This is a genomic window from Arthrobacter sp. SAFR-044 (genome assembly GCF_051965175.1).
Taxonomy (GTDB): Bacteria; Actinomycetota; Actinomycetes; order Actinomycetales; family Micrococcaceae; genus Arthrobacter.
In genome coordinates, this window is the sequence record NZ_JBQCMK010000005.1 from 1 (window position 1) to 18,732 (window position 18,732).

Here is an 18,732-nt window from a genome sequence, read left to right on the forward strand (position 1 = left end):
CAAACACACACAGGTCGACTCGCTGCCCTCGACAAGACCAGAAAATACGGCAGAATAACCAGCGTCAAAGTGGCTCACTTTTCAGCCCGCGAAATGGCTCACTTTTCGACCATCGCTGACACCGTAGTCCGGTAGCGGCCGCTAATTCCTGGTGACGGGCCATTTCCACGCCTTGGTCCCAGGTCAGTGTCTGCTTCAGGTGGGCCGGTAAGGCAGCGATGATCGCCTGGTTAGTCTGCGCTGCGGTGTGCCCGTGCGGGAGGTTGATGATGATTCCGTAGTGAGTCTTGCGTTCTCGTAGGGTAACCATGGCCGACGCGGAACCGACGCCCACGATGAGGTCACCTTCCCAATGACCGGCCTCTGCTTTGGTCTCAACGCCGGGTGGTCTTTCATTGATCATGGTCATGTTCTGCACGACCGATCCGTGCCCCGATCCAGTCCGCCACCGGTGCTTGCGGATTTTTCGTCCGGTGCGCAGCCGTGGCTTGCCGTCCGTACTTAGTCCGCCATGGTCGCCGAACAATAGTGCTTGGTAGATTGTCTCCGGACAAAGCCGCAGACCTGGTTCAGCGGGAAACTCCAGGGCTAACCACCCGCAGATCTGCTCCGGGGACCAGTGACTGGTTAGCTTTGTCTGCACCAGTGCGTGCAGGCGTGGATTAGTCTGCAATTTCCGCTCTCGCGGCCGACGTCGCTGGCTGCGCGCTTCGTGATCGGCTATATGGGGCAAGTAGCGACCCCGGGGATCACGGTGCCGGTCAAGCTCCCGCTTGATGGTCGACGCATGTCTCCCCAACTCCCTGCCAATTTGCCGTAGGGAACATCCCATGCGGAGCAGGTCCGCCATATGCAGCCTTTCCCGCAGGCACAAGTACCTGCCCGACGGAGGTTTGAGGCTGGCCCGTGGTTGTTTTGCCCTTTGATTTCGAAGCCTTGTCCCGATAACCCTGCTCACGCCCAACATCCTGCAGGCGGCAGCATTGGAAGCACCGGAGCCCACCAGCTCCCAATATCGTGTCTCCCGTAACACGCGTCGCTTTTGTGCTGGAGACAAAGGAGCTGCCACCCGCTCGGCTACGATCCTCGCGGTCCGGATCGCATCCCGATCGGCTTTCTGCACGCGTGCTTTCTCGGCTTCCAGTTCCTTTTTCCGCTGGGTTTCCCACCTGACGGAGGTCCCCGGCGACAGTCGTAAAGCGTGTACTACCTCTGCCAGGGGCAGCCGGCTTCGCAAGGAGATGAAACGACGGTAGATCCACCGGTACCCAGTCGTATGCTTTACGCCGGCTGATGCGGCAGCAGCCAATACGCTCATGCCGGTGGAGTAGGAGGACCAGAACCTTTCCTCAACCGCTGGATCGACTTGGAAATGATGGCGCCCGGTTCGGCTTAGGAAACGTTCGTTCCATTTCTCTGCATTGCGCGAGATGAATCCCAGTTCTGTCTGGGCTGCCGCATGATCGAGGCCATTGCCCCGGTATCGGAGGTACTCATCACGCAACCATCGATAACCGGTCGCCTTACCGATTCCGGTCACCCGTACTGACTCTCTGAAACTCTTGCCTTCTTTGATGAGAGCAAGAAACCTAACACCGGTGGGCGAATCGAACTGTTGATACATCGAAGGAACTCCCTGGATTGGGTGTTGCTTCGATCAACAGAATCCGGGGTGCCCTAACTGCTCCGCCTCAAGACTGCCTCGTAACCCTTGCGAAACGACGTCTCATTTCCGCGGAGAGACGTGTGACCTGCACCACGGCCTATTTTCAACGGAATCTTGGAGATCAGGGTTGCCGTTGTCGCCTGAGACGAGGTCGGACAGTTTTGCTGATCCGTCCTAGTCGTTGCTTCGGCGGCGAATGGGCTGTGACGCAGGTGCTCGACCCATCGCATGTTCTGCTACGCCAGGCCACGACCGGCAGCGGGTGTTTCACTGCCATTGCCCGACGCCGGCCGTGAGGTGTGCTTTTTCACCTAAAACCTTTTGGGCAACGAAAGGGAATTCAATCTTGGCCGTATAGCTGGGGGATTCGGAGGTGTGATCAGGTGCTGGGTCCCAGGCAATCTCGTTTGCCAATCGGTCAGCCGCGGCTATCGCTCCGGCCAGGGTCGAGTTCCATTGATAGCGTGCACCCTCGAGGGTTCCGTCGGCCCGGGCCAGGACATCGACCAGCAGCGTGTCCTGCCAGTCGGCCACTTGCTCCAGATGGGAGCCGAAGGACAGGAAACCGCCCTCTTCCCTTAGAGCGTAGACCCGCAGATCCAAGGCGTACCTACGGGGATGCGCGGGGTTCTCCTTCGGCAGGAGGAAGGACGTTACAAGAGGCACAGGGTTGAGCGGTGTGTCCCGGTTCGCCTCGTTAAGCACTACCGGACAGTGGGTAGAGGCCGATTGGTAATGCATAAGCACGGGCACTCCGCGGATCGCTAGTCCGACGTCTGCCTGCCAGACTGTCCCGTTACTGGTATCCAGGGCAAGGTCTGTAAGACTGATGGCCACCTTAAGGTTGCCGAAGAGAAAACGCTGAAGATTTTGGTAGCCCTCTTCCGAGTTGACCAAGCCATACCGCCCGGAATGGGATCGATTGATATACGCCCTGTTCGAGCCTTTGACGTATGCATTGCGGATTTGCACCAGTCCGTCGCTCTTGACGCCGACAGCCCGCGACGACCAGCCAAGAGCCACGTCGTAGTCTCCGGGGTTGGTTCCTACGAGCGATAAGTACCGCTCCGCCGGGAGCGCGCTGAAGTAAGGAACGCGTGGGTCCCAGCCTCCCGTTGGGGTGAAATCCTCCTCTCCTTCGGGAGAGAGATATTCCCGCATCCTGGGCTCTTTGAAGATATCCGAGCCATTTGGCCCGAATGTCTCGATGACCCAGTTGCCAACCGCCCCGCCCAAATCAATGTCGATCCCGCCATGAGGCGTGCCGTATGTGACTACTTTCGAGACCGGGAAGGGTGGGGCAACCTTTCCCGACAGCTCAACCTCAGCCTGGTCAGCGGGATCCGGGGCGAAGCCTTCGCCGGCATCAACTTGCTCAGGGCTCAACGGTTGCCCGGCTTTGAACATGTACCGCTGGATGGCAGACCGGCAAACCAGCCCGCCCATGGAATGGGCAACCAGGTACACCTGGTCAGCGTCCTTCGTCTTGTCGAGGACCTTTTGGATGTAGTCAGCCAGCCCCCTGGCGGCATCTTCTATCCGGTAAGCCACGGGCGGGCGGTCAAACGTGGAGGCGCTGGGGTCGTAGAAGCGGTAAACCCAGATAGTCCGCGGTGGCAGTGAGTCGACCCCGGCGTCGTCCAGCAGGCGTTGCTGGTCGCCGTTCACTTTCAGCTGGTAACCGTAGTCGATCATGAGTCGTAGCAAGGGCGATTCGAACTGGTAGAAACGGGCATTTCCTTGGGCACCGATTCGCACATGCGTTGAGCCTTCATTAAACCCGTAGAAAGGGTCATCCGCCGCTTTATCGATTCCCCTAGTACCACCGGCGAAACCCCTTACGTAAATGATGGGAAGGAACTGAGCCATGGCAACTCCTGAATGGAGATAACGAGGAATGTAGGGCCCGTCTTATCGACGGTCCCGTTTAGCGGCCGAACCCCTGCGGGACGGTGTCCGGAGTAGGCGCTGGACTCCTGGAACCGGCAGTCCATCGGTACTGCCCATCATCAGGGCCGCAGTCCCATTAGCACTCAGTGCACATCCCGCAGCGTTACTGGCGCGTTACAGCCGCCGGGAACTATGGACGGCCGCCTGCCGTGCCCAAGGCGTCAGGGGATATTTGCCGCTTGGAAGCAATGATTGGAGTTCTTTTATCAGGTATTCAATGCCGTCAGGCCTATAGGAGAGTGTCCTCTCGCCTTGGAAAATAGGGGAGAAATGCTCATTGACACCGGTCATTGGAGTGAGGATGCTCTTTCTACCAGTCCGACTACCGGAGCTGACTGAACGAGATCAGGTTCCTATGGGCGCCGATGGTTATGAAGAATTAGAACTGGATTTGCTGCGGTCCTGGCAATTGCGCCGGGACTCGGTGCCGGTGCATGTAGCGGCGAGGCAGCAGCGACTGATCGCCGCGTTGGCTGTCCGAGGGCCAAGCCTTCGAAGCTTTCTTACCGGATTGCTGTGGCCCGAGCATCCGGATGCGAGGGCCTTGGAGAGCCTGAGAGTCAGCGTGCATCTGATCTCGCGGCAGGTTCCCGGGCTGATCATCAATGACGGTCCAGTGTTGTCCATTGCCGGTCGTGTAGACATCGACCTGCATCGGCTTCGCGCCAGTATCAGGGCCGTAAGGGAAAGCGGAACCACAGGAAGCGACGGTCTCTACGTGTTGCGTGAATGCCGCAACGCCGGTTTGCTTCCGGGGTGGTACGAGGACTGGGTTGTGTTTGAGCAGGACCGGCTGCAGCAGGACCTTCTCCGGACGCTGACGGTGATCTCCCGGGAGCGCCTGGCCGCGGGGGACCCGGACAGGGCCGAAGAGGCAGCCGAGGCGGCTTTGCAGATCGAACCCCTTTATGAGGATGCCGTCCGGCACCTGATCGCTGCCGAGCTGCAAAGAGGAAACTGTGCCGCGGCGCTTCGAAGCTACGAACGCTTTCGCCGCCGCCTGGAAAAGGATCTGGGCCTGGCACCCTCCGAATCGGTGAAGGCCCTCATCGCCGGTGCAACCCGAAGCGAGGAGCGCCCTAGGAGGGGAAAGTTAGTTCCGGCGGCTGACTCCTGGCTGGGAGGCGATCCAACGCTTGACGACTCGTAGGACCTCGGCTGGGTCGGCGGTGGCCACCATCCTTTGAGTATCGGAGGAGTGCCCGTAGGTTATGCGAGCCCTAAATTCCTGCGGCTGTCCAGGTTCACACCACGTCCGGATGACCATGACACCCGGCGAGCGGCCGGTGGGGTCCGTGTCCTCATCGCCGGCGGGTACAAACCATTGGTCCTCCGCCACTGCGGTAACTCCCTCCCAGTACATGGGCCTTGCCTGCCGAAGGGCGGCTGGTTTTGTGCCCCTGAACCGCCTTGCCGGCCTGCGAGTCGTTCCTCGAGTGAGGTGCCCTCTTTGTCGTTGCTCTGATCCTGCCCCACGGCCATCAGCGGCAGGTCTGTCTTTGCGAAAGATTGACGCAAGATTGCCTTTCCGCCCGCTGCAGCGCTGGACTGAAGGGACTCTTGGACATTTGGCGTGCCTACAAGGGGGCGGAGCGGATGCCGGTTCACCAGTGCATGATGGCCGTTTGCCCTGATTCTCCCGACCAATAGAGTCTGACACGGACGACGTAGCGCCTGTTTTGGAAGAGCTTTGCGGATAGATGGGCGTTGCGGTTCTCGCCGCCGTCGTCGTCACCGGCAACAAAACGCAGTTCACCGTCAACTTCCTCGAACAGAACCATGACGGTGTCGGAGGTGCCGAAAGTACCGATCTCGTATTTGCGTGATGCCTGGGGCAGCGGCGAGAAGTCGGCTTGTTCTCCTGGGACGAGCGAGAGAGGGACCGACTGGAACGGCTGCAGGACGGGGACCTTGGGTGCGAGGGCTGGGAAGAATTTCCGGACCCATTCCTTGTCGGCTGCGGACAGGCCGCCCGGTGGATTCAGTCCTTCGTGGTATTTTGCAGGTTCGTTGATCAGGCCGGCGGGGAAGCAGTACTCCATGACTGAGTCCGGGTCCCAGTAGGAACCTTCGACTTCGCTGGCGTCGATTTTTCCGTAGGACATTGTTCAGGGTCTGGTCGGGCGGCCAATTATTCGGCGGCCCGCCGAAGTAGTCGTAGACCTTTTGTTCGTCCCAGACGATCCCGGCAAAAGGATTCTGGTGTTCGTGCGGCATTCCCAGTGTGTGGCCGATTTCGTGAAGAGCGGTTGTCCGGCCGTAGTCGTCGGTGAGGTCCCAGCCGTAATTCATCGTGGGTTCATTAGCGTTGATGCCCAGGATGTCCCGGCCAACGTAGGACCAGGAGCCGTCGCCTTGATCGAACCCAATGCGCACCTCGGCTTCACTGTGATCGGCGACTTCCGCGAACTCCAGGCCGATGCCCAGGTCCTTCCATTCTTGAAAGGCTTTCCGGACGGCTTCTTTCTGTGGTGCCGGTGCATCCAAAAACCAGTAGTGCAGCACCGTGCCGTTTACCCATTTGAGCCGCAGGGTTCGGATAAGGCGCTCCCTGCGCGGTGAGAGGTCGGGGCGGAGGACGGGGCGGGATTGCGGCTTGAGATCGCAGTGCGGCCGGGGTGATCCTGCTTTCACGGTTGGCTCCTGACGTCTTGTCTACGTCATCGTATTAAACGGCCTTACTCGTTACCGTTGCGTTACCACCGTCGAATGTACCGAAAACGGGAGCGGGAAAGGACTGCTGGCTTAGCTAGAGCTCGGGCATGCTGCCGGCTTCCGGGCTCAAGGCGAAGGTGCCTGGTTCCGGATACGGCTTGCACATTATGCCGTCGACGGTCAGTTGGGCGGGACAGCGCAGCCTCGTATTGACGAGGGCAGCCACATCGGGCTTGGAAGCGGCAGATTGTGTCCCGGGCGCTTCCAGCAGCCCGTTGCGGATGGCGACCTGTTGCGCCTGTCCGGTCCGGCCGTTCCAAAGTTCGGGGCTGCCCTTGAGGGGCTGTACGGATTCCAGCTGGAGTGTCAGCACACTCCAACCGTTGAGACGGGGATGCTCTTCGATCGCCAGCACAGTCCCTGTGATGTTCGCGAGGTTTTCTATGGCCTGGACCATGGAGCTATTGTCCGTTGCGGGATTGGGCAGCGTCCAGCAGCAGCGAAGCCAGGGCGCCACTGATATCTGCTCCGGTATTTTCCTGGTAGTAGCTGTAGGCCGGCATCGGGTTGGCTTCAAAGCAGACCCACCGACCATCCGGGGTGCGCCGTAAGTCGATGCCACACAGGGGAAGTCCAAGGCTGGTAGCCAGACGGATGCAGGCGTTCCGTATGCGGCAGTCAAGGTCGATTTCCGTGAGCTGGACTTCAACGCCGGATCGGGCAGCGTAGCGGTAATCGTCCGCGTCAGCGCTGATTTCGGTGGCGAATGTGCGTCCGCCCACCACATGCACTCTGACGTCCGTACCGTGGATGGCAACCTGGAACTGGGTGGGCAAGAGCCGGACCAACGGCAAGCGCTCCAAATGGCGGTTGCCAAGTTCAGCCACAATGGAGCGCACGCCGCTGATGGATTTGAACACGACGTGTCCCGCGCCGCTTCGGAATTTCTCAATCTCCTCCGGGTCGTTGCTGACCAGGGTCTCGGGGATCTCAAGACCCGCCGCGGCGATCAGTTGGGCCTGGTACGGTTTGGAGGCATTTGAAGCCATGGCCCAGGGACGGTTGACGACCAAAGCGGGGGAGAGGTCCAGCCATTGGGTAAAGAGTGCGTGGAATGCCTGGACGTGTGACGCCTGGTCGAGGTCCGTTGGCATGACGACGTTGAGCAGGCGCGCGTACACGGATCCGATGGCCGACAGCGCGATGTCCTCGCCGGCGCCCCTCAGCCGGCCGTCCACCCGTCCGCCATCAAGGTGAAGTGACAAGCTCGCGTGCGCAAGATGTCTATCGTCAATGAAGATGTAACTGGCGTTCCGTCGCTGGAGGGCATCCAGCAGCAGCGCGATAGGCGGATCATCAGGCCGCCCGAAGACAAGAATCAAGCCCCCTCCCTTCAGGGCTCCTCCGCCATCAGGCGCACGACGACGTCAACCTCCCCGTCCTGCGCCAGTGCTGGCATGCAGTCCACACCTGCCAGCTTCAGCTCACCCTCTGAGTGGACGAACTTAAACGAGGCCAGCAGCAGCCCCAACCGCCGCGCCAAATCCAGGCATTGCCCTCCGAACGCGGGTGCCAGCGGACCGAGCAGCCGTTGTCCTGCCACCACTACGTAACTACCGTCGGACCTGTCCGGCTGGCGTATGTCCGTCGCGCAGTACGGAACCAGGTCAGGTGTTGCCATGCGGGCAACTTGGACTTTTAGTCCCGACGCAAAGGCATGGGCCATCCACGACAGCGGTGGCCCGTAGGCACCCGCCAGCAGGCCAGGACCAGTGCGATTGATGACTCGGGACCCCAGACTCGCCAGCCAACTTGTCAACAGGGCTTGAAATTCGGCCGCGGCGTAATCCCGGTCTTTCACCGAAGCCGTCTTGAAGGCTGGAACGGAAGGCGGGGAAGCCATCCGGTTCAACACTGAACGGAGAGTTCGGTCATCCAGAGTTCGTCCGTCCGGAACACCGATTGTCGTGTGGCACGCACCTGTGGAAGATACGGTGTGCAGCCACTCGCATCGGCTGAGGATTTTCGGGCTGACCTGGAGCACGCCCTGTCCGCCTTGGAGGGCGGACAGGCGGCGCGTCACCCGTGCCGCCCCACCATCGTGCGGATCGGCAATGACGAGGAACGCGGTGCTCATTGCAGGGGCGGCGAGTCAAAGGAGACCTTCGCGTCCCTGTCGCCCTGTTCCATGCGATTGATCAGTTCGCTACCGGGGCCAAGGGAGCCCGTCCCACCAATCAAATCCGGCCTTTGGTCCGCAGCGATGAAAGGCTCGACGGCGCCCATGGACGATGCGACCAGACCCTCCAACGCTGCGACCCGGTCTTCGAGTTCAATAATTGCTCCCAGGAGGGGGGCGGTTCCGGCGTCGTCTACCCATGTATCCGACGGAGGGGAGGAGGGCGGGGTGGGGCTGTCATGCTGATCTTTGTAATCCTTCACCCCGCTCTTGGTGTCACGGAGGTCTTTGGCGAGTGACTTGTCCAGCAACCGCGGCTTGTCCTGACGGTCTTTGAGCTCTTTGAACGACTCCTTGGACGTCGACACATCCTTGGAATCCTTCAGCTCCTTGCGCGGGGCTTTGGTGCTCACCGAGATCCTGGCTGTCATGGTGGACCCTGAAGCAGATATGGATGTGATGGAGACGGAGGTTGACTGACCAGCATAAGAATTGGACGACGGCGTACTGCTGCCGTTGAAGACGGTGTTGTTGGCCGTCCCGGGATAGGGGTCACCGGCGTCCCCCCGGTTCTGGTTGAGTTCAAGATTCCGCTTGCCGTCCGCTTGCGCCAGCCCGACCTTATAGTGGTTTTCGTCGGTGTTGCCCGGTTGGTTGTCGTCGATGTGCCAGATCAGCAGTCCGTCCCCGGGAAGGTTGGCGTCGTAGCCTGTGCGTTGGCGGTTCTCCAACAAGAAATACTCCGGCCCGCTGCCTCCGTCCTTCCAAAGGCGGTGTACTTTGCGGCTGATCTTCACGTCCGGAAGGCTGACCGTGCCCGCGGTCGACACGTTGATAGTTGCGGCCCACCCCTGCTGCACCTTGCACCAGGCCGAGGGGTGTGCAGGAATATCGCCGCCCCCGTTCCAGGAACCTGCGCCCATCAGGCACCAGTTGCCCACGCCTTCCGATGTGTCGTCGGTGTCATACAGGTCAGGAAAGCCGAACAGCAAGTGTCCGAGTTCGTGGGCGCAGACGCCGATCTTGCTGTCCTCAGGAATCGTAAGGTACGCGAAAATTTTCTTGCCATCGGCGGACCGCTCCGTTGGAAGGTTCCATTTGTGCGACCAGATGTCTCCCGGGTTCAGCGTTTCTTCCCCGCCACGGCCGGCATGGACGACGATGAAGGCGTCGACGTAGTTGTTGCCGTCGTTGTCGTACGGGCCAAAGTCCACATCGGGATCCGCTGCGGCGGCCGCGTCATTGGCCAGAATGTTCGCCCTTGCAGTACCGCTGGGCCTGCCGATACCAAAATTGCCGTTGGCATACCATGCGAGCGTTTGAGGCAGGGTATAGGGCCCCACAACTTCGCCGGCAAGGTCCACCAGCCCTCCGGTAACTTCGGAGTAGTACTCCCGAACGCTCCCGTGGGGCAGCGCACCGGTGGAAAAGAACAACTCGGAGAAATGGGCTGCCGACTGAGCAAGCTGCTTGTCGCTGAATTCGACGAGGACGACGATGACGCGGACCGTCCCGCGCAACGGCGCCCTTGTTGCTGCCGCCGCAGCCATCGAACGGGCTGGGGTGCCAGGCGCGAAGTGTTCGGGCGGGAAGATTAAGCCGTCATCAAAACCAAGCGGGCGGCTGTGGGCGGTGAATCCTAGGAGGGAGGTGACTCCTCTTTCCTCTGCAGAACGAAGCCTGGAAACTTCATCACTCAGGCGGGCCTTGGCGTCGGGACTCATAGAGACCGCGCAGAGGCCGCCTCGCAAGTTGCTGAAATCGCCGCCGCTCCCCGGAACCTTTTGCTGCATCACAACCCCTTCTTCAAATCGTCGGCCTCGCCTGATCGGCGTTCCACGCAGCGGAGCCGGCGCGGCGGCCGGGCGGGAGCCCGGCGCAGTGAAATCTACCGAGGCGGCGTTATCACCGCGTTACTGCCAAGTCGGGACGCGCTTGAATGCGGAAGCTGGCTCACAAAAGCCAGCAAGGGAAGTTCCAGGCAAACGCCGAAATCTGACTGCCTAATTAGCTGGTGTCTGCACTTTCCACACTCTCAGCTTCGGATCGGGTGCCATCTGAGCCGTCCTCTCCATATTCCGCATGTATTCCGCCTGCTGTGGGTGGTTTCTGCGGATCCTCGTTCCGGCTCAGTGCCGTGGGCCAGGGCGTGGTCCGGCGCCTATTTACGCGCCGAGGGTGCGGGGACAACATGATATCTGCGTTTTCATGTACAACTCTGGGAAAGCGAAATCAAGGGCTTCCCAAGGGAGTCGCTCTGGTGATTGTCCTGCCAAAGAGGGCATGGACGGTGGGAGGCTTATATTCGATATGCTCGCCTCCTTGGCTGGGTACGAACGATTGAGGTTGTCGGAAAGGACGAAGGCCGGCCATCACGGACACCTGCCGGCTTCGATGTCCAGAGATTCGACGGCAGAAACGTCGGAATGGTTATGCCGGCGCGAGCGTCTTGCCGCCGGGACCAAGGGCTCTATCCACTTAGTCGCAGGAGAACCACACTTCCACTGAGGAGCGAGGCTTCTCTGTCATCAATTCGCGATTGAGGAAGACCATGGCAAACAGCATTGATGCACTCAAATGGACTCAGCCGGCAGCAGGAACTAGCGCCGATCAACTGGATCTGAAGATTATCCTCCAGGGGAGTGGACTTTTAGGAGATGACAACGCTCTTAGGGATGGTAATTTTCAGCGGACATGGCGCGCAGACACGCCCGAATCTCTCCAACTCATTTCGTCCGGCGTAACGAAAATGACCAAGTGGTGGCTCGCCGCTGTATCGAGTGTGGGCGGCCTAACTGCTATTGCGAGCATGATTGTAGGTTACGTGCGGTCATTTACAGACGGTCTGGGAGAACCCGTCACCGTGGCTTTCATCGCTGGGGGATCACTTGTGCTTGCCGCTTCGGCGATCGCGCTTGCAATCTTCGTACACGGAGATCTCGAAGCCAGAGGCAATGCGGCAGCGGCTCAACTAGGCGCTCGCGGTGACGTAATGGCGGCATTCCTCCGGGCAGAAACAGTTGCGGGTGGCCGAACCGATGCAGGGCGAAGGGCGGATGATGTTGAGCACCTGGTTAGGGATCTAGGCAACTTGAAGGTCGTAGGCGCCGACGTCGTGGTTGGAAGCGATAAGGAGACTGTGACAATCATTCATGCCGCTCCCAATCATTTGTCTTCTTAGCTCCTGGGCGTTAGCCTCCCGGCGCATATGGACTACCGGAGGGTCTCCTTATCTCGGCGACGACACTGCGGTCGTCTAATGCTTAACCGGTAACGCAGACCTCGCGCTCGAAGTGCAAGCCGCGGGGTCAGGCTCGAAATTTCAGCGACGCGCCCTCGCTGAATTGGTGCGAACGGCTGTGGTGAGAGAGTCACGACTGTTGGCACTCTCCCGCCCCAGAAGGCTGCTGCGGCGCGAGCCATGAACTCTATTGCGAAGGTCCCGGCGCAGATTAGGAAGGTCCCCCTCTCCGGCATCAGGGCTGTAGGCGAAAAGCTTGTGACAAGCGAAAAGGGGGTGTGGACAATGTCCACACTTTGGGCTGCGGACTCGTTTGTATCAGCACCGGAGCCGCCCGATTTCCGCACGTTCCCGCGGCTTCCGAGTGGTTGCAAGGGCTGGAATGTAGTTCGAGTCCCACCTCGGGCACGACAGATCCCCTCGTCAGGGGCGATTTTGCTTTGACGTGTTGACAAAGCTTGTGGTCGCGTCGCTCTGACGGGTTGGGTCGCGGGCTGTGGCCTGGCCGCCGCGGGGCCTGTTCAGGTGTATGGGGTGGCGGTTCAAGTCCCTGGCTGGTGGGCCCTCCGCCTGCTGTGAGTGGATTGTGCCGTTACTTCCTTCCGCTTTTCGTAGGGTTGGCCGAGAGTGCCAACACCTGTTCATGGTTTCCGGGTGCGACCACGACATGACCGCACCGAGTCTGGTCCGGAGCCTCAGGTGGATAGTGCCTTACGGGTCCTCCGGGAAGGCCTGGCGGCTAATTTGTTCTGACATAGAGGGTGTGGACAGTGTCCACACTTATGTTTGTCTGCTTTGCTCGTTCATCACTTTCGAGCTGTTTGTGGAAGATTTGTCCGGCGGTCACGCGGTACTTAAGGTCACCGCTGAGCTCTTGGGGCGTAACCCATAATTCGTGGCCTTCAGGGCCTCGAAGATTTGCCGCGAGTTTTGGCTGTCCGCGGCGATCCAGAGCGCGGAGGAGTTCGGCATAGCAACATCGACAAAGCCAGTTCTGATCACTTGGCCGTTGCCGCGGATTTCTACCCAGGCGTTAACTAACAGGGACCATTCGGTGTGCTGGTGTGCTGGTGGGCGGTTGCCCGCTTTAGTGTCATTGTTTTCCAGAGGCATAAGACAGCAGTGGCGGCGGCTCGGTTGGACCGGGCTGCCGCCACTGCTTGAGTCGGACGGGTGCTGCTAGGGGGCGACGTGTTCGGTGATGCGGGAGCGGATCTGTCGTTCGAAGTTCTCCTGGCCTGGCAGGGCCCGAAGGGTCTCGTTGAGCTCGAACTGCGGGATGACGACGATGCCATCCTGGTCCCCGATGACCACGTCACCGGGGTTGCAGACGACGTTTCCGCAGGCGACCGGCTTGCCGACGTAGCCCGGCCCGTTCTTGGAGGGACCTGCCGGGACGACGGCACGGGCGAACACGGCGATGCCCATCTCGTTCATTTCTTCGACGTCCCTCACGGCGCCGTCGATGATCACTCCGCCGACGCCTTTGTGCAGGCAAATTTCAGCGAGAATTCCCCCGAAGACGGACCGGTTGGTCACGCCGTTACCGGAGATGACCAGCACGTCGCCCAGCTTGGCTTCGTCCAGGCCGCGGTGGATGGCCAGGTTGTCGCCTTCCCAGGTCTGGATGGGCAGCACCGTGCCGGCAAGGCGGGTGCCGGGGGTAAGACAGCGGATGTCGGCGGACATCATGTCCATCCGCTTGCGCACGTCCCCGATCAGTGCTGGCGGGTAGGCGGCGAGGGACTGCACGATGTCCCGGGAGGGGCGCGGCCATTCAGGGTAGACGGCGATGTTGTCTGCCGGTGCGTTGATATACACGTGGTTCCTTGATCGGGTTAGACGGCGAGCTTTTGCAGGTCGTCGGCGTTGAGTGGAAAGGTTGGTGTATTGCCGGCCAGCACAGCCTTGACCTCGGCCCAGGATTTCGTTCCGGCTTCGAGGAACGCTTCCTGGGTTTGTCCGGCAATGTGCGGGGTAACGATGAGGTTCGGTACTTCTCTCAGTGGAACGCGGGTGTGGGCCAGCGGATCCTTCATGTCGATGCTTTCGGCTTCGAGGACATCCAGCGCTGCACCGGCAATCTGTCCCTCTATGAGGGCGTCCACGAGGGCGTCCTCATTGAGCGGAAATGACCGAGCACCTCGGGCACGAGCATGGCCAGACGCCGATCGCAGCCAACATGGCAACGGCACCAGGTCGAAGACCGTGCTGACCGAGATCGGACCGGTCGAGATTGAGGTGCCCCGGGATCGTGACGGATCATTCGAGCCGGTGATCGTGCCCAAGCGGAAACGGCGTCTGGAAGGGATCGACCAGATCGTCCTCTCGCTGTCCGCCCGGGGGCTGACCACCGGGGAAATCGCCGCGCACTTCGAGGAGGTCTACGGGGCCAGGGTCTCCAAAGACACCATCAGCCGCATCACGGAGAAGGTCGCCGGGGAACTGGCCGAATGGTCGGCCCGGCCGCTGGATCCGGTCTATCCGGTGCTCTTCGTGGACGCGATCGTCGTCAAGGTCCGTGACGGGCAGGTGCGGAACACCCCGTTCTATGTCGTCATGGGCGTCACCGTGAACGGGGAGCGGGAGATTCTGGGGATCTGGGCCGGCGACGGCGGCGAGGGTGCACGGTTCTGGCTGCAGGTGTTCGCCGAGCTGAAGAACCGGGGCGTGGAAGATGTGTTGATTGCCGTCTGCGACGGGCTCAAGGGCCTGCCCGAGGCGATCACCACCACGTGGGAGCGAACAGTGGTGCAGCAGTGCATCGTGCACCTGATCCGCAACAGCTTCCGCTACGCCGGACGCCAGCACCGCGACGGCATCGTCAAGGCGCTCAACCCCGTCTACACGGCCCCGTCCGAGCAAGCGGCAAAGGACCGGTTCGCCGAGTTCACCGCCGAATGGGGCCAGCGATATCCGGCCATCGTACGGCTCTGGGAAGCCTCATGGGCCGAGTTCGTGCCCTTTCTGGAGTACGACGTGGAGATCCGGCGGGTGATCTGCACAACGAACGCCATCGAGTCAATCAACGCCCGCTACCGAAGGGCAGTAAGGGCCCGCGGGCACTTTCCGAACGAGACCGCCGCCCTGAAATGCCTGTATCTAGTCACTAGGTCCCTTGATCCAACCGGCGGCGGTCGGGCACGCTGGGTGATGAGGTGGAAGCCGGCGCTGAACGCGTTCGCGATTACCTTCGCCGGCCGGTTCGAAAGAACCACTCAATAATGAAAACCGGCCGGACCCACACACCGTTTATCGGACAGTCCCAGTGCTCCAAGTGTTTAGTTATGAAGGCAACGTATGTGAGGTCTTTGTGGGAGCAAAAAAGGACGTGATTGTAGGGGCCAATCACCAAAAGCGACAGACAGTCAACACTGGGACAAGCCAGTGCATAAGTGCACATCCTTTTGCCCGACGAGTATTCAAGTATTGACTGTAACGCTGTTGTAACGGTCAGTTCGTACAATTTGGCCATAGTGTCCTCAGAAAGGACCGGATGCCGTATGTCATCCGGCAGTCCGGACAATTTGTCACCAGCCGGTTTGATCGACTCTGATGTCGGCTTCCAGGCCTGTTCATGTTTGGACGGCGGCAGTGGTGGGAGGAGGAGTGGGTGGTGAGTGATGGGAACTGGCCGGAGGGGTTAATTCCTTTGACATCGCTGGTGGGGGCGTTGCGGGAGGAGCTGAAGCAGGCGCGGGAGAGTGCGGATCCATCGATGCCGTTTATGGTGGGCCCGGTGAGCGTGGAGATCAATGTGGTGGTCCGGTATGAGGCAGAGGCCAAGTTCGGGGCGAAGCTATTCGCGTTCCTGGATGCCGGGATCAGTGGCAAGGCGGGCCGGGACACTGGGCATAAGGTGAGCTTCGTCCTGACTCCTCGGGACCCTTCAAGGCCTGATGGGGACGTGGTGATCCATGACAGCGACGACAGCTCGGCAGGGGAACCTCCTCCTCTTGGGAGCTCTGCGCGACGAAATATCCGTAGAGGGGAAGTGTGATGGGGTTCGACCGGGGGCGCATCGTGCAAATCTGGGCTCCTCAGAATGTAGGTGGTGGTGGGCGCGTAGCGTTGCATGGGTCCGGGTACCGGGTGGGTCCTAAAATGGTGCTCACTGCTGCGCACGTCGTGACGGGGCACCCGGTCCGGGACCCGCTACCGGGTCCACCCGGGTTCCCTGACCCGGCTGGGGTTCGGTTGGCGGTGTTGGCTTCCGGGTCGTGGGTTCCGGCGGTTGTGGTCTGGCGCGATGACGAGGCAGATGTGGCGGTGCTGCTGGCAGAGTCACTGCCGGATCTGCCGGCTGGCAGTCCGGCCCCGCGCTGGGGGCGGATCACGGGGACAGACCCGGTGCCGTGTCTAGCGGTGGGGTTTCCGTGGGCGGTCCCTGGCCCGGACGGAACACGCGACACCGAGCACCTGCACGGGTTTATCACCCCCCTGTCCGGCATGGTGCGAGGTGCACAGGTGATTACTGTGGTCAGCAGTGCCCCGCGTGAACGGACTGAGGGTGGGAGTCCATGGGCAGGCATGTCGGGGGCGGCGGTGTTCGCCGGCCGGTACCTGGTCGGGGTGGTTGCCATAGACCCGGCCCGCTATGGCACCGACCGGGTCCATGCGGTGTCGATGTCCGGGCTACTGCAGGATGACCCTGACCTTGCGGCCCTGCTGGGGATAGGAGATATGAGGGAAATTGAGCCGGTGCATCTGCCCTCCCGCCTGGCCATCACCGCTCAGGACAGTATCGGGCTGCGCCCGCCCTACCGCTCCTTGTCGGGACCGGACCCGTCCAGAGCGCCGGCCCGGCTGCTGCTCGCCAAGCATGGAGTGGTGCCGTTTTCCGGCCGGAACGAGCAGCTGGTCGACCTCCAGCAATGGTGCCGTCAGGAGCATTCGTTCGCGCTGCGGGTGGTCACCGGCGAGGGGGGATCCGGGAAGACACGACTGGCGGGCCAGCTCTGTCTGCTGATGGCCGCCGAGGGCTGGGACACAGGATTCGCCGATTTCGACCAGCCCGGGGGGGACACGACCCTAGACTACGACCGGCCCACGCTGGTGGTCATCGACGAAGCCGGCCAGCACGGGAACCTGGTCGCCAAACTCCTCAACGGATTTGCCTTCCGGCCTCCGGGGGCGGTACCGGTGCGGTTGCTACTGATCGCCCGACACATTCGCGTGTGGTGGACGCAACTCAATCGCGAGACCGAACAACTGGCAGACACCTACGCCGACCCTCCGCTGCAGCTGACCGACGGCGGACTCGACTTAGATGAACGTGCTCGCCAGTACCGTTCCGCCGCCGACGCCTTCGGCCAGTTCCGCACCCGCACGTCCGCTGCCAGTATCATGGACCAGCCGCCCGGCGGTATAGTTGGCAGAGGTACCGTGCCCGTCCCGAATCTGAGTGATGAGGCATTTGCGAATCCATTGATGGTCCATATGACCGCATTCCTAGACGCCTTCCCTGACCCGCAGGTGGATCCATCTTTTGAGCCATCCGAACGGAAGCCCGCTGGCAGGGACAGCTCAAAAGAGATCCAAGGCGTGCGCAACCAGACCCTTCAGGGTGTGCTGCTCCGGGAACAGTGGCGGTGGCGGATGACCCCAGGCAGCCCGGTCGACACCAGCGGCGAACCGGACGAGCATACCGCGGATCAGGCAGTGGCCTTGGTGACGCTCACTGCCCCCTTAACCGAGCAGGCCACCGTCGACCGGCTTGTTGCAGTGCCTCGACTTTCCGATGCTTCTGGTCCCCAACGCCGCACGACGGCAGCATGGCTGTACCGGCTTTACCCTGGCCCGGAACCCCCTTGGATTGTACCGTTGCGCCCGGATCTGGTGGCCGAAGAACTCCTCGCTACCACGGACCGGCTAACAGACCTTGCCGACTCCGCCCTGGCGCTGCTTCTCGACGCTCAAGACAACGCCGCGGTCAGCCAACTGCTGCGTGGACTCGTCCGTGCTAGTCACAGGCACACCGTCCACACGTCCCTGGACCGGGTCCTGTCCGCTCACCTTCCTGCCCTGCTCGACCGCGCCCTTGCCGACCAGACCGCTCCTCTGCCGGCTGTGCTCGACCGAGCACTCCAGGCGGCACCCCAACCCGGCCTCGCCGCCAATCTGGTCGACCGGCTACCTCCACGCAGCATCATCCTGGCCCCCCTGGCCCTAACGTTGGCAAAACAGTCAGTGGACCATTATCGGCACCTGATCACGAACCAACCGGAGGACTCCGTCCCGGATCTGGCGTTGTCCCTGAGTAACCTCTCGGTCCGACTGGGGGACCTCGGCCGGCTGGAGGAGGCCCTGAAGGCGGCCGAGGAGGCGACCGGGCTCTACCGGGGGCTGGCGGAGCCCAGGCCTGCAGCTTTTACCCCCGATCTGGCCAGATCCTTGAACAACCTTGCCGATCGGCTGGGGGAACTAGGCCGACGGGAGGAAGCCCTACAGGCCGCCGAAGAGTCCGTCCGGCTGCAACAAAGTCTGGCTGAGGTTCGGCCGGAGGAGTCCGTCCCGGACCTAGCGTTGTCCCTGAGCAACCTCTCGGTCCGGCTGGGGGACCTCGGCCGGCTGGAGGAGGCCCTGAAGGCGGCCGAGGAGGCGATCGGGCTCTACCGGGGGTTGGCGGAGGCCAGGCCCGCTGCCTTCACCTCCGATCTGGTGAGATCCTTGAACAACCTCTCAGACCGGCTGGCTGATCTAGGTCAGATGGAGGAGGCCCTGGAGGCCGCTGAGGATGCAGTTGGACTCTACCGGGGGCTGGCGGAGGCGAAGCCGGAGGACTCCGGCCCGGAACTGGCCAGGTCTCTGAGTAGCCTCTCGTCCCGGTTAGCTGATCTGGGCCGGCCGGAGGAGGCCCTGGCCGCCATCGAGGAGGCGGCCGGGCTCTACCGGGGGTTGGCGGAGGCCAGGCCCGCGGCCTTCACCTCCGACCTGGCATGGTCCCTGAGCAGCCTATCGGTTCGGCTGGGGGATCTGGGCCGGCCGGAGGAGGCCCTGGCCGCCATCGAGGAGGCGGCCGGGCTCTACCGGGGGCTGGCG

At 61.5% G+C, this 18,732-nt stretch carries 13 protein-coding genes and 2 pseudogenes; 5 read left to right on the forward strand and 10 right to left on the reverse strand.

The genetic code is table 11. The features are described 5' to 3' along the window. Positions 1 to 64: 64 nt before the first annotated feature. The gene (locus tag ACTHQS_RS09230) at positions 65 to 1,624 is read right to left on the reverse strand and encodes an IS30 family transposase (protein WP_440168024.1); all 1,560 of its coding nucleotides are present in this window, start codon (positions 1,622 to 1,624) and stop codon (positions 65 to 67) included. 309 nt (positions 1,625 to 1,933) lie between these two features. After that, positions 1,934 to 3,535, reverse strand: coding sequence for an esterase/lipase family protein (locus ACTHQS_RS09235; RefSeq protein ID WP_440168025.1), 1,602 nt, complete (start codon positions 3,533 to 3,535; stop codon positions 1,934 to 1,936). A 382-nt stretch (positions 3,536 to 3,917) separates the two neighbouring features. Between ACTHQS_RS09235 and ACTHQS_RS09240 the strand changes: the two genes are divergently transcribed. Next, entirely contained in the window at positions 3,918 to 4,766 is an 849-nt protein-coding gene (locus tag ACTHQS_RS09240) for an AfsR/SARP family transcriptional regulator (protein WP_440168027.1), read from the forward strand. A 454-nt stretch (positions 4,767 to 5,220) separates the two neighbouring features. Here the strand turns inward: ACTHQS_RS09240 and ACTHQS_RS09245 are convergent, their stop codons facing one another. The 6 genes and pseudogenes from ACTHQS_RS09245 to ACTHQS_RS09270 form a co-directional block, all read right to left on the reverse strand. After that, on the reverse strand, positions 5,221 to 5,721 hold the full coding sequence (locus ACTHQS_RS09245) for a hypothetical protein (RefSeq protein WP_440168473.1): 501 nt from the start codon (positions 5,719 to 5,721) through the stop codon (positions 5,221 to 5,223). A gap of 154 nt (positions 5,722 to 5,875) precedes the next feature. Beyond that, positions 5,876 to 6,250, reverse strand: a pseudogene (locus tag ACTHQS_RS09250) (hypothetical protein); the annotation flags it as partial. Between the two features lie 115 nt (positions 6,251 to 6,365). Continuing rightward, the gene (locus tag ACTHQS_RS09255) at positions 6,366 to 6,728 is read right to left on the reverse strand and encodes a hypothetical protein (protein ID WP_440168029.1); all 363 of its coding nucleotides are present in this window, start codon (positions 6,726 to 6,728) and stop codon (positions 6,366 to 6,368) included. A 4-nt stretch (positions 6,729 to 6,732) separates the two neighbouring features. Continuing rightward, a complete protein-coding gene (locus ACTHQS_RS09260; protein ID WP_440168030.1) occupies positions 6,733 to 7,653 on the reverse strand; it encodes an ATP-grasp domain-containing protein in 921 nt (306 codons plus the stop codon). Positions 7,654 to 7,664: 11 nt separating this feature from the next. Then, complete coding sequence (locus tag ACTHQS_RS09265; RefSeq protein ID WP_440168032.1) at positions 7,665 to 8,408, reverse strand: hypothetical protein; 744 nt, start codon at positions 8,406 to 8,408, stop codon at positions 7,665 to 7,667. After that, positions 8,405 to 10,243 carry a M6 family metalloprotease domain-containing protein gene (locus ACTHQS_RS09270; RefSeq protein ID WP_440168449.1) on the reverse strand — a complete coding sequence of 613 codons (1,839 nt, stop codon included), beginning with the start codon at positions 10,241 to 10,243 and terminating at the stop codon, positions 8,405 to 8,407. The genes ACTHQS_RS09265 and ACTHQS_RS09270 overlap by 4 nt, the downstream gene beginning before the upstream one ends. Before the next feature lie 758 nt (positions 10,244 to 11,001). Between ACTHQS_RS09270 and ACTHQS_RS09275 the strand changes: the two genes are divergently transcribed. Next, complete coding sequence (locus tag ACTHQS_RS09275; protein ID WP_440168033.1) at positions 11,002 to 11,631, forward strand: hypothetical protein; 630 nt, start codon at positions 11,002 to 11,004, stop codon at positions 11,629 to 11,631. Positions 11,632 to 12,870: 1,239 nt separating this feature from the next. On the opposite strand, the gene ACTHQS_RS09280 is transcribed toward ACTHQS_RS09275, so the two are convergent. After that, positions 12,871 to 13,512, reverse strand: a complete 642-nt coding sequence (locus tag ACTHQS_RS09280) for an RraA family protein (RefSeq protein WP_440168034.1) — start codon at positions 13,510 to 13,512, stop codon at positions 12,871 to 12,873. Between the two features lie 17 nt (positions 13,513 to 13,529). Next, positions 13,530 to 13,799: an NAD(P)-dependent oxidoreductase gene (locus ACTHQS_RS09285; protein ID WP_440168035.1), complete on the reverse strand. Its 270-nt coding sequence runs from the start codon at positions 13,797 to 13,799 to the stop codon at positions 13,530 to 13,532. Positions 13,800 to 13,819: 20 nt separating this feature from the next. On the opposite strand from ACTHQS_RS09285, the pseudogene ACTHQS_RS09290 reads away from it, so the two are divergent. From ACTHQS_RS09290 to ACTHQS_RS09300, 3 genes and pseudogenes are all read left to right on the forward strand, one after another. After that, positions 13,820 to 14,916 (forward strand): annotated as a pseudogene (locus tag ACTHQS_RS09290) (IS256 family transposase); the annotation flags it as partial. A 391-nt stretch (positions 14,917 to 15,307) separates the two neighbouring features. Further along, complete coding sequence (locus ACTHQS_RS09295) at positions 15,308 to 15,691, forward strand: trypco2 family protein (RefSeq protein ID WP_440168037.1); 384 nt, start codon at positions 15,308 to 15,310, stop codon at positions 15,689 to 15,691. Beyond that, the coding region (locus tag ACTHQS_RS09300; protein ID WP_440168039.1) for a tetratricopeptide repeat protein at positions 15,691 to 18,732 on the forward strand (3,042 nt) is incomplete at its 3' end. The genes ACTHQS_RS09295 and ACTHQS_RS09300, both read left to right, overlap by 1 nt.

Bases quoted from the DNA above. Each gene is read 5' to 3' on its own strand.
- ACTHQS_RS09230 (WP_440168024.1), bottom strand. From the start codon at position 1,624: ATGTATCAACAGTTCGATTCGCCCACCGGTGTTAGGTTTCTTGCTCTC.
- ACTHQS_RS09235 (WP_440168025.1), bottom strand. From the start codon at position 3,535: ATGGCTCAGTTCCTTCCCATCATTTACGTAAGGGGTTTCGCCGGTGGT.
- ACTHQS_RS09240 (WP_440168027.1), top strand. From the start codon at position 3,918: ATGCTCTTTCTACCAGTCCGACTACCGGAGCTGACTGAACGAGATCAG.
- ACTHQS_RS09245 (WP_440168473.1), bottom strand. From the start codon at position 5,721: ATGTCCTACGGAAAAATCGACGCCAGCGAAGTCGAAGGTTCCTACTGG.
- ACTHQS_RS09255 (WP_440168029.1), bottom strand. From the start codon at position 6,728: ATGGTCCAGGCCATAGAAAACCTCGCGAACATCACAGGGACTGTGCTG.
- ACTHQS_RS09265 (WP_440168032.1), bottom strand. From the start codon at position 8,408: ATGAGCACCGCGTTCCTCGTCATTGCCGATCCGCACGATGGTGGGGCG.
- ACTHQS_RS09270 (WP_440168449.1), bottom strand. From the start codon at position 10,243: ATGCAGCAAAAGGTTCCGGGGAGCGGCGGCGATTTCAGCAACTTGCGA.
- ACTHQS_RS09275 (WP_440168033.1), top strand. From the start codon at position 11,002: ATGGCAAACAGCATTGATGCACTCAAATGGACTCAGCCGGCAGCAGGA.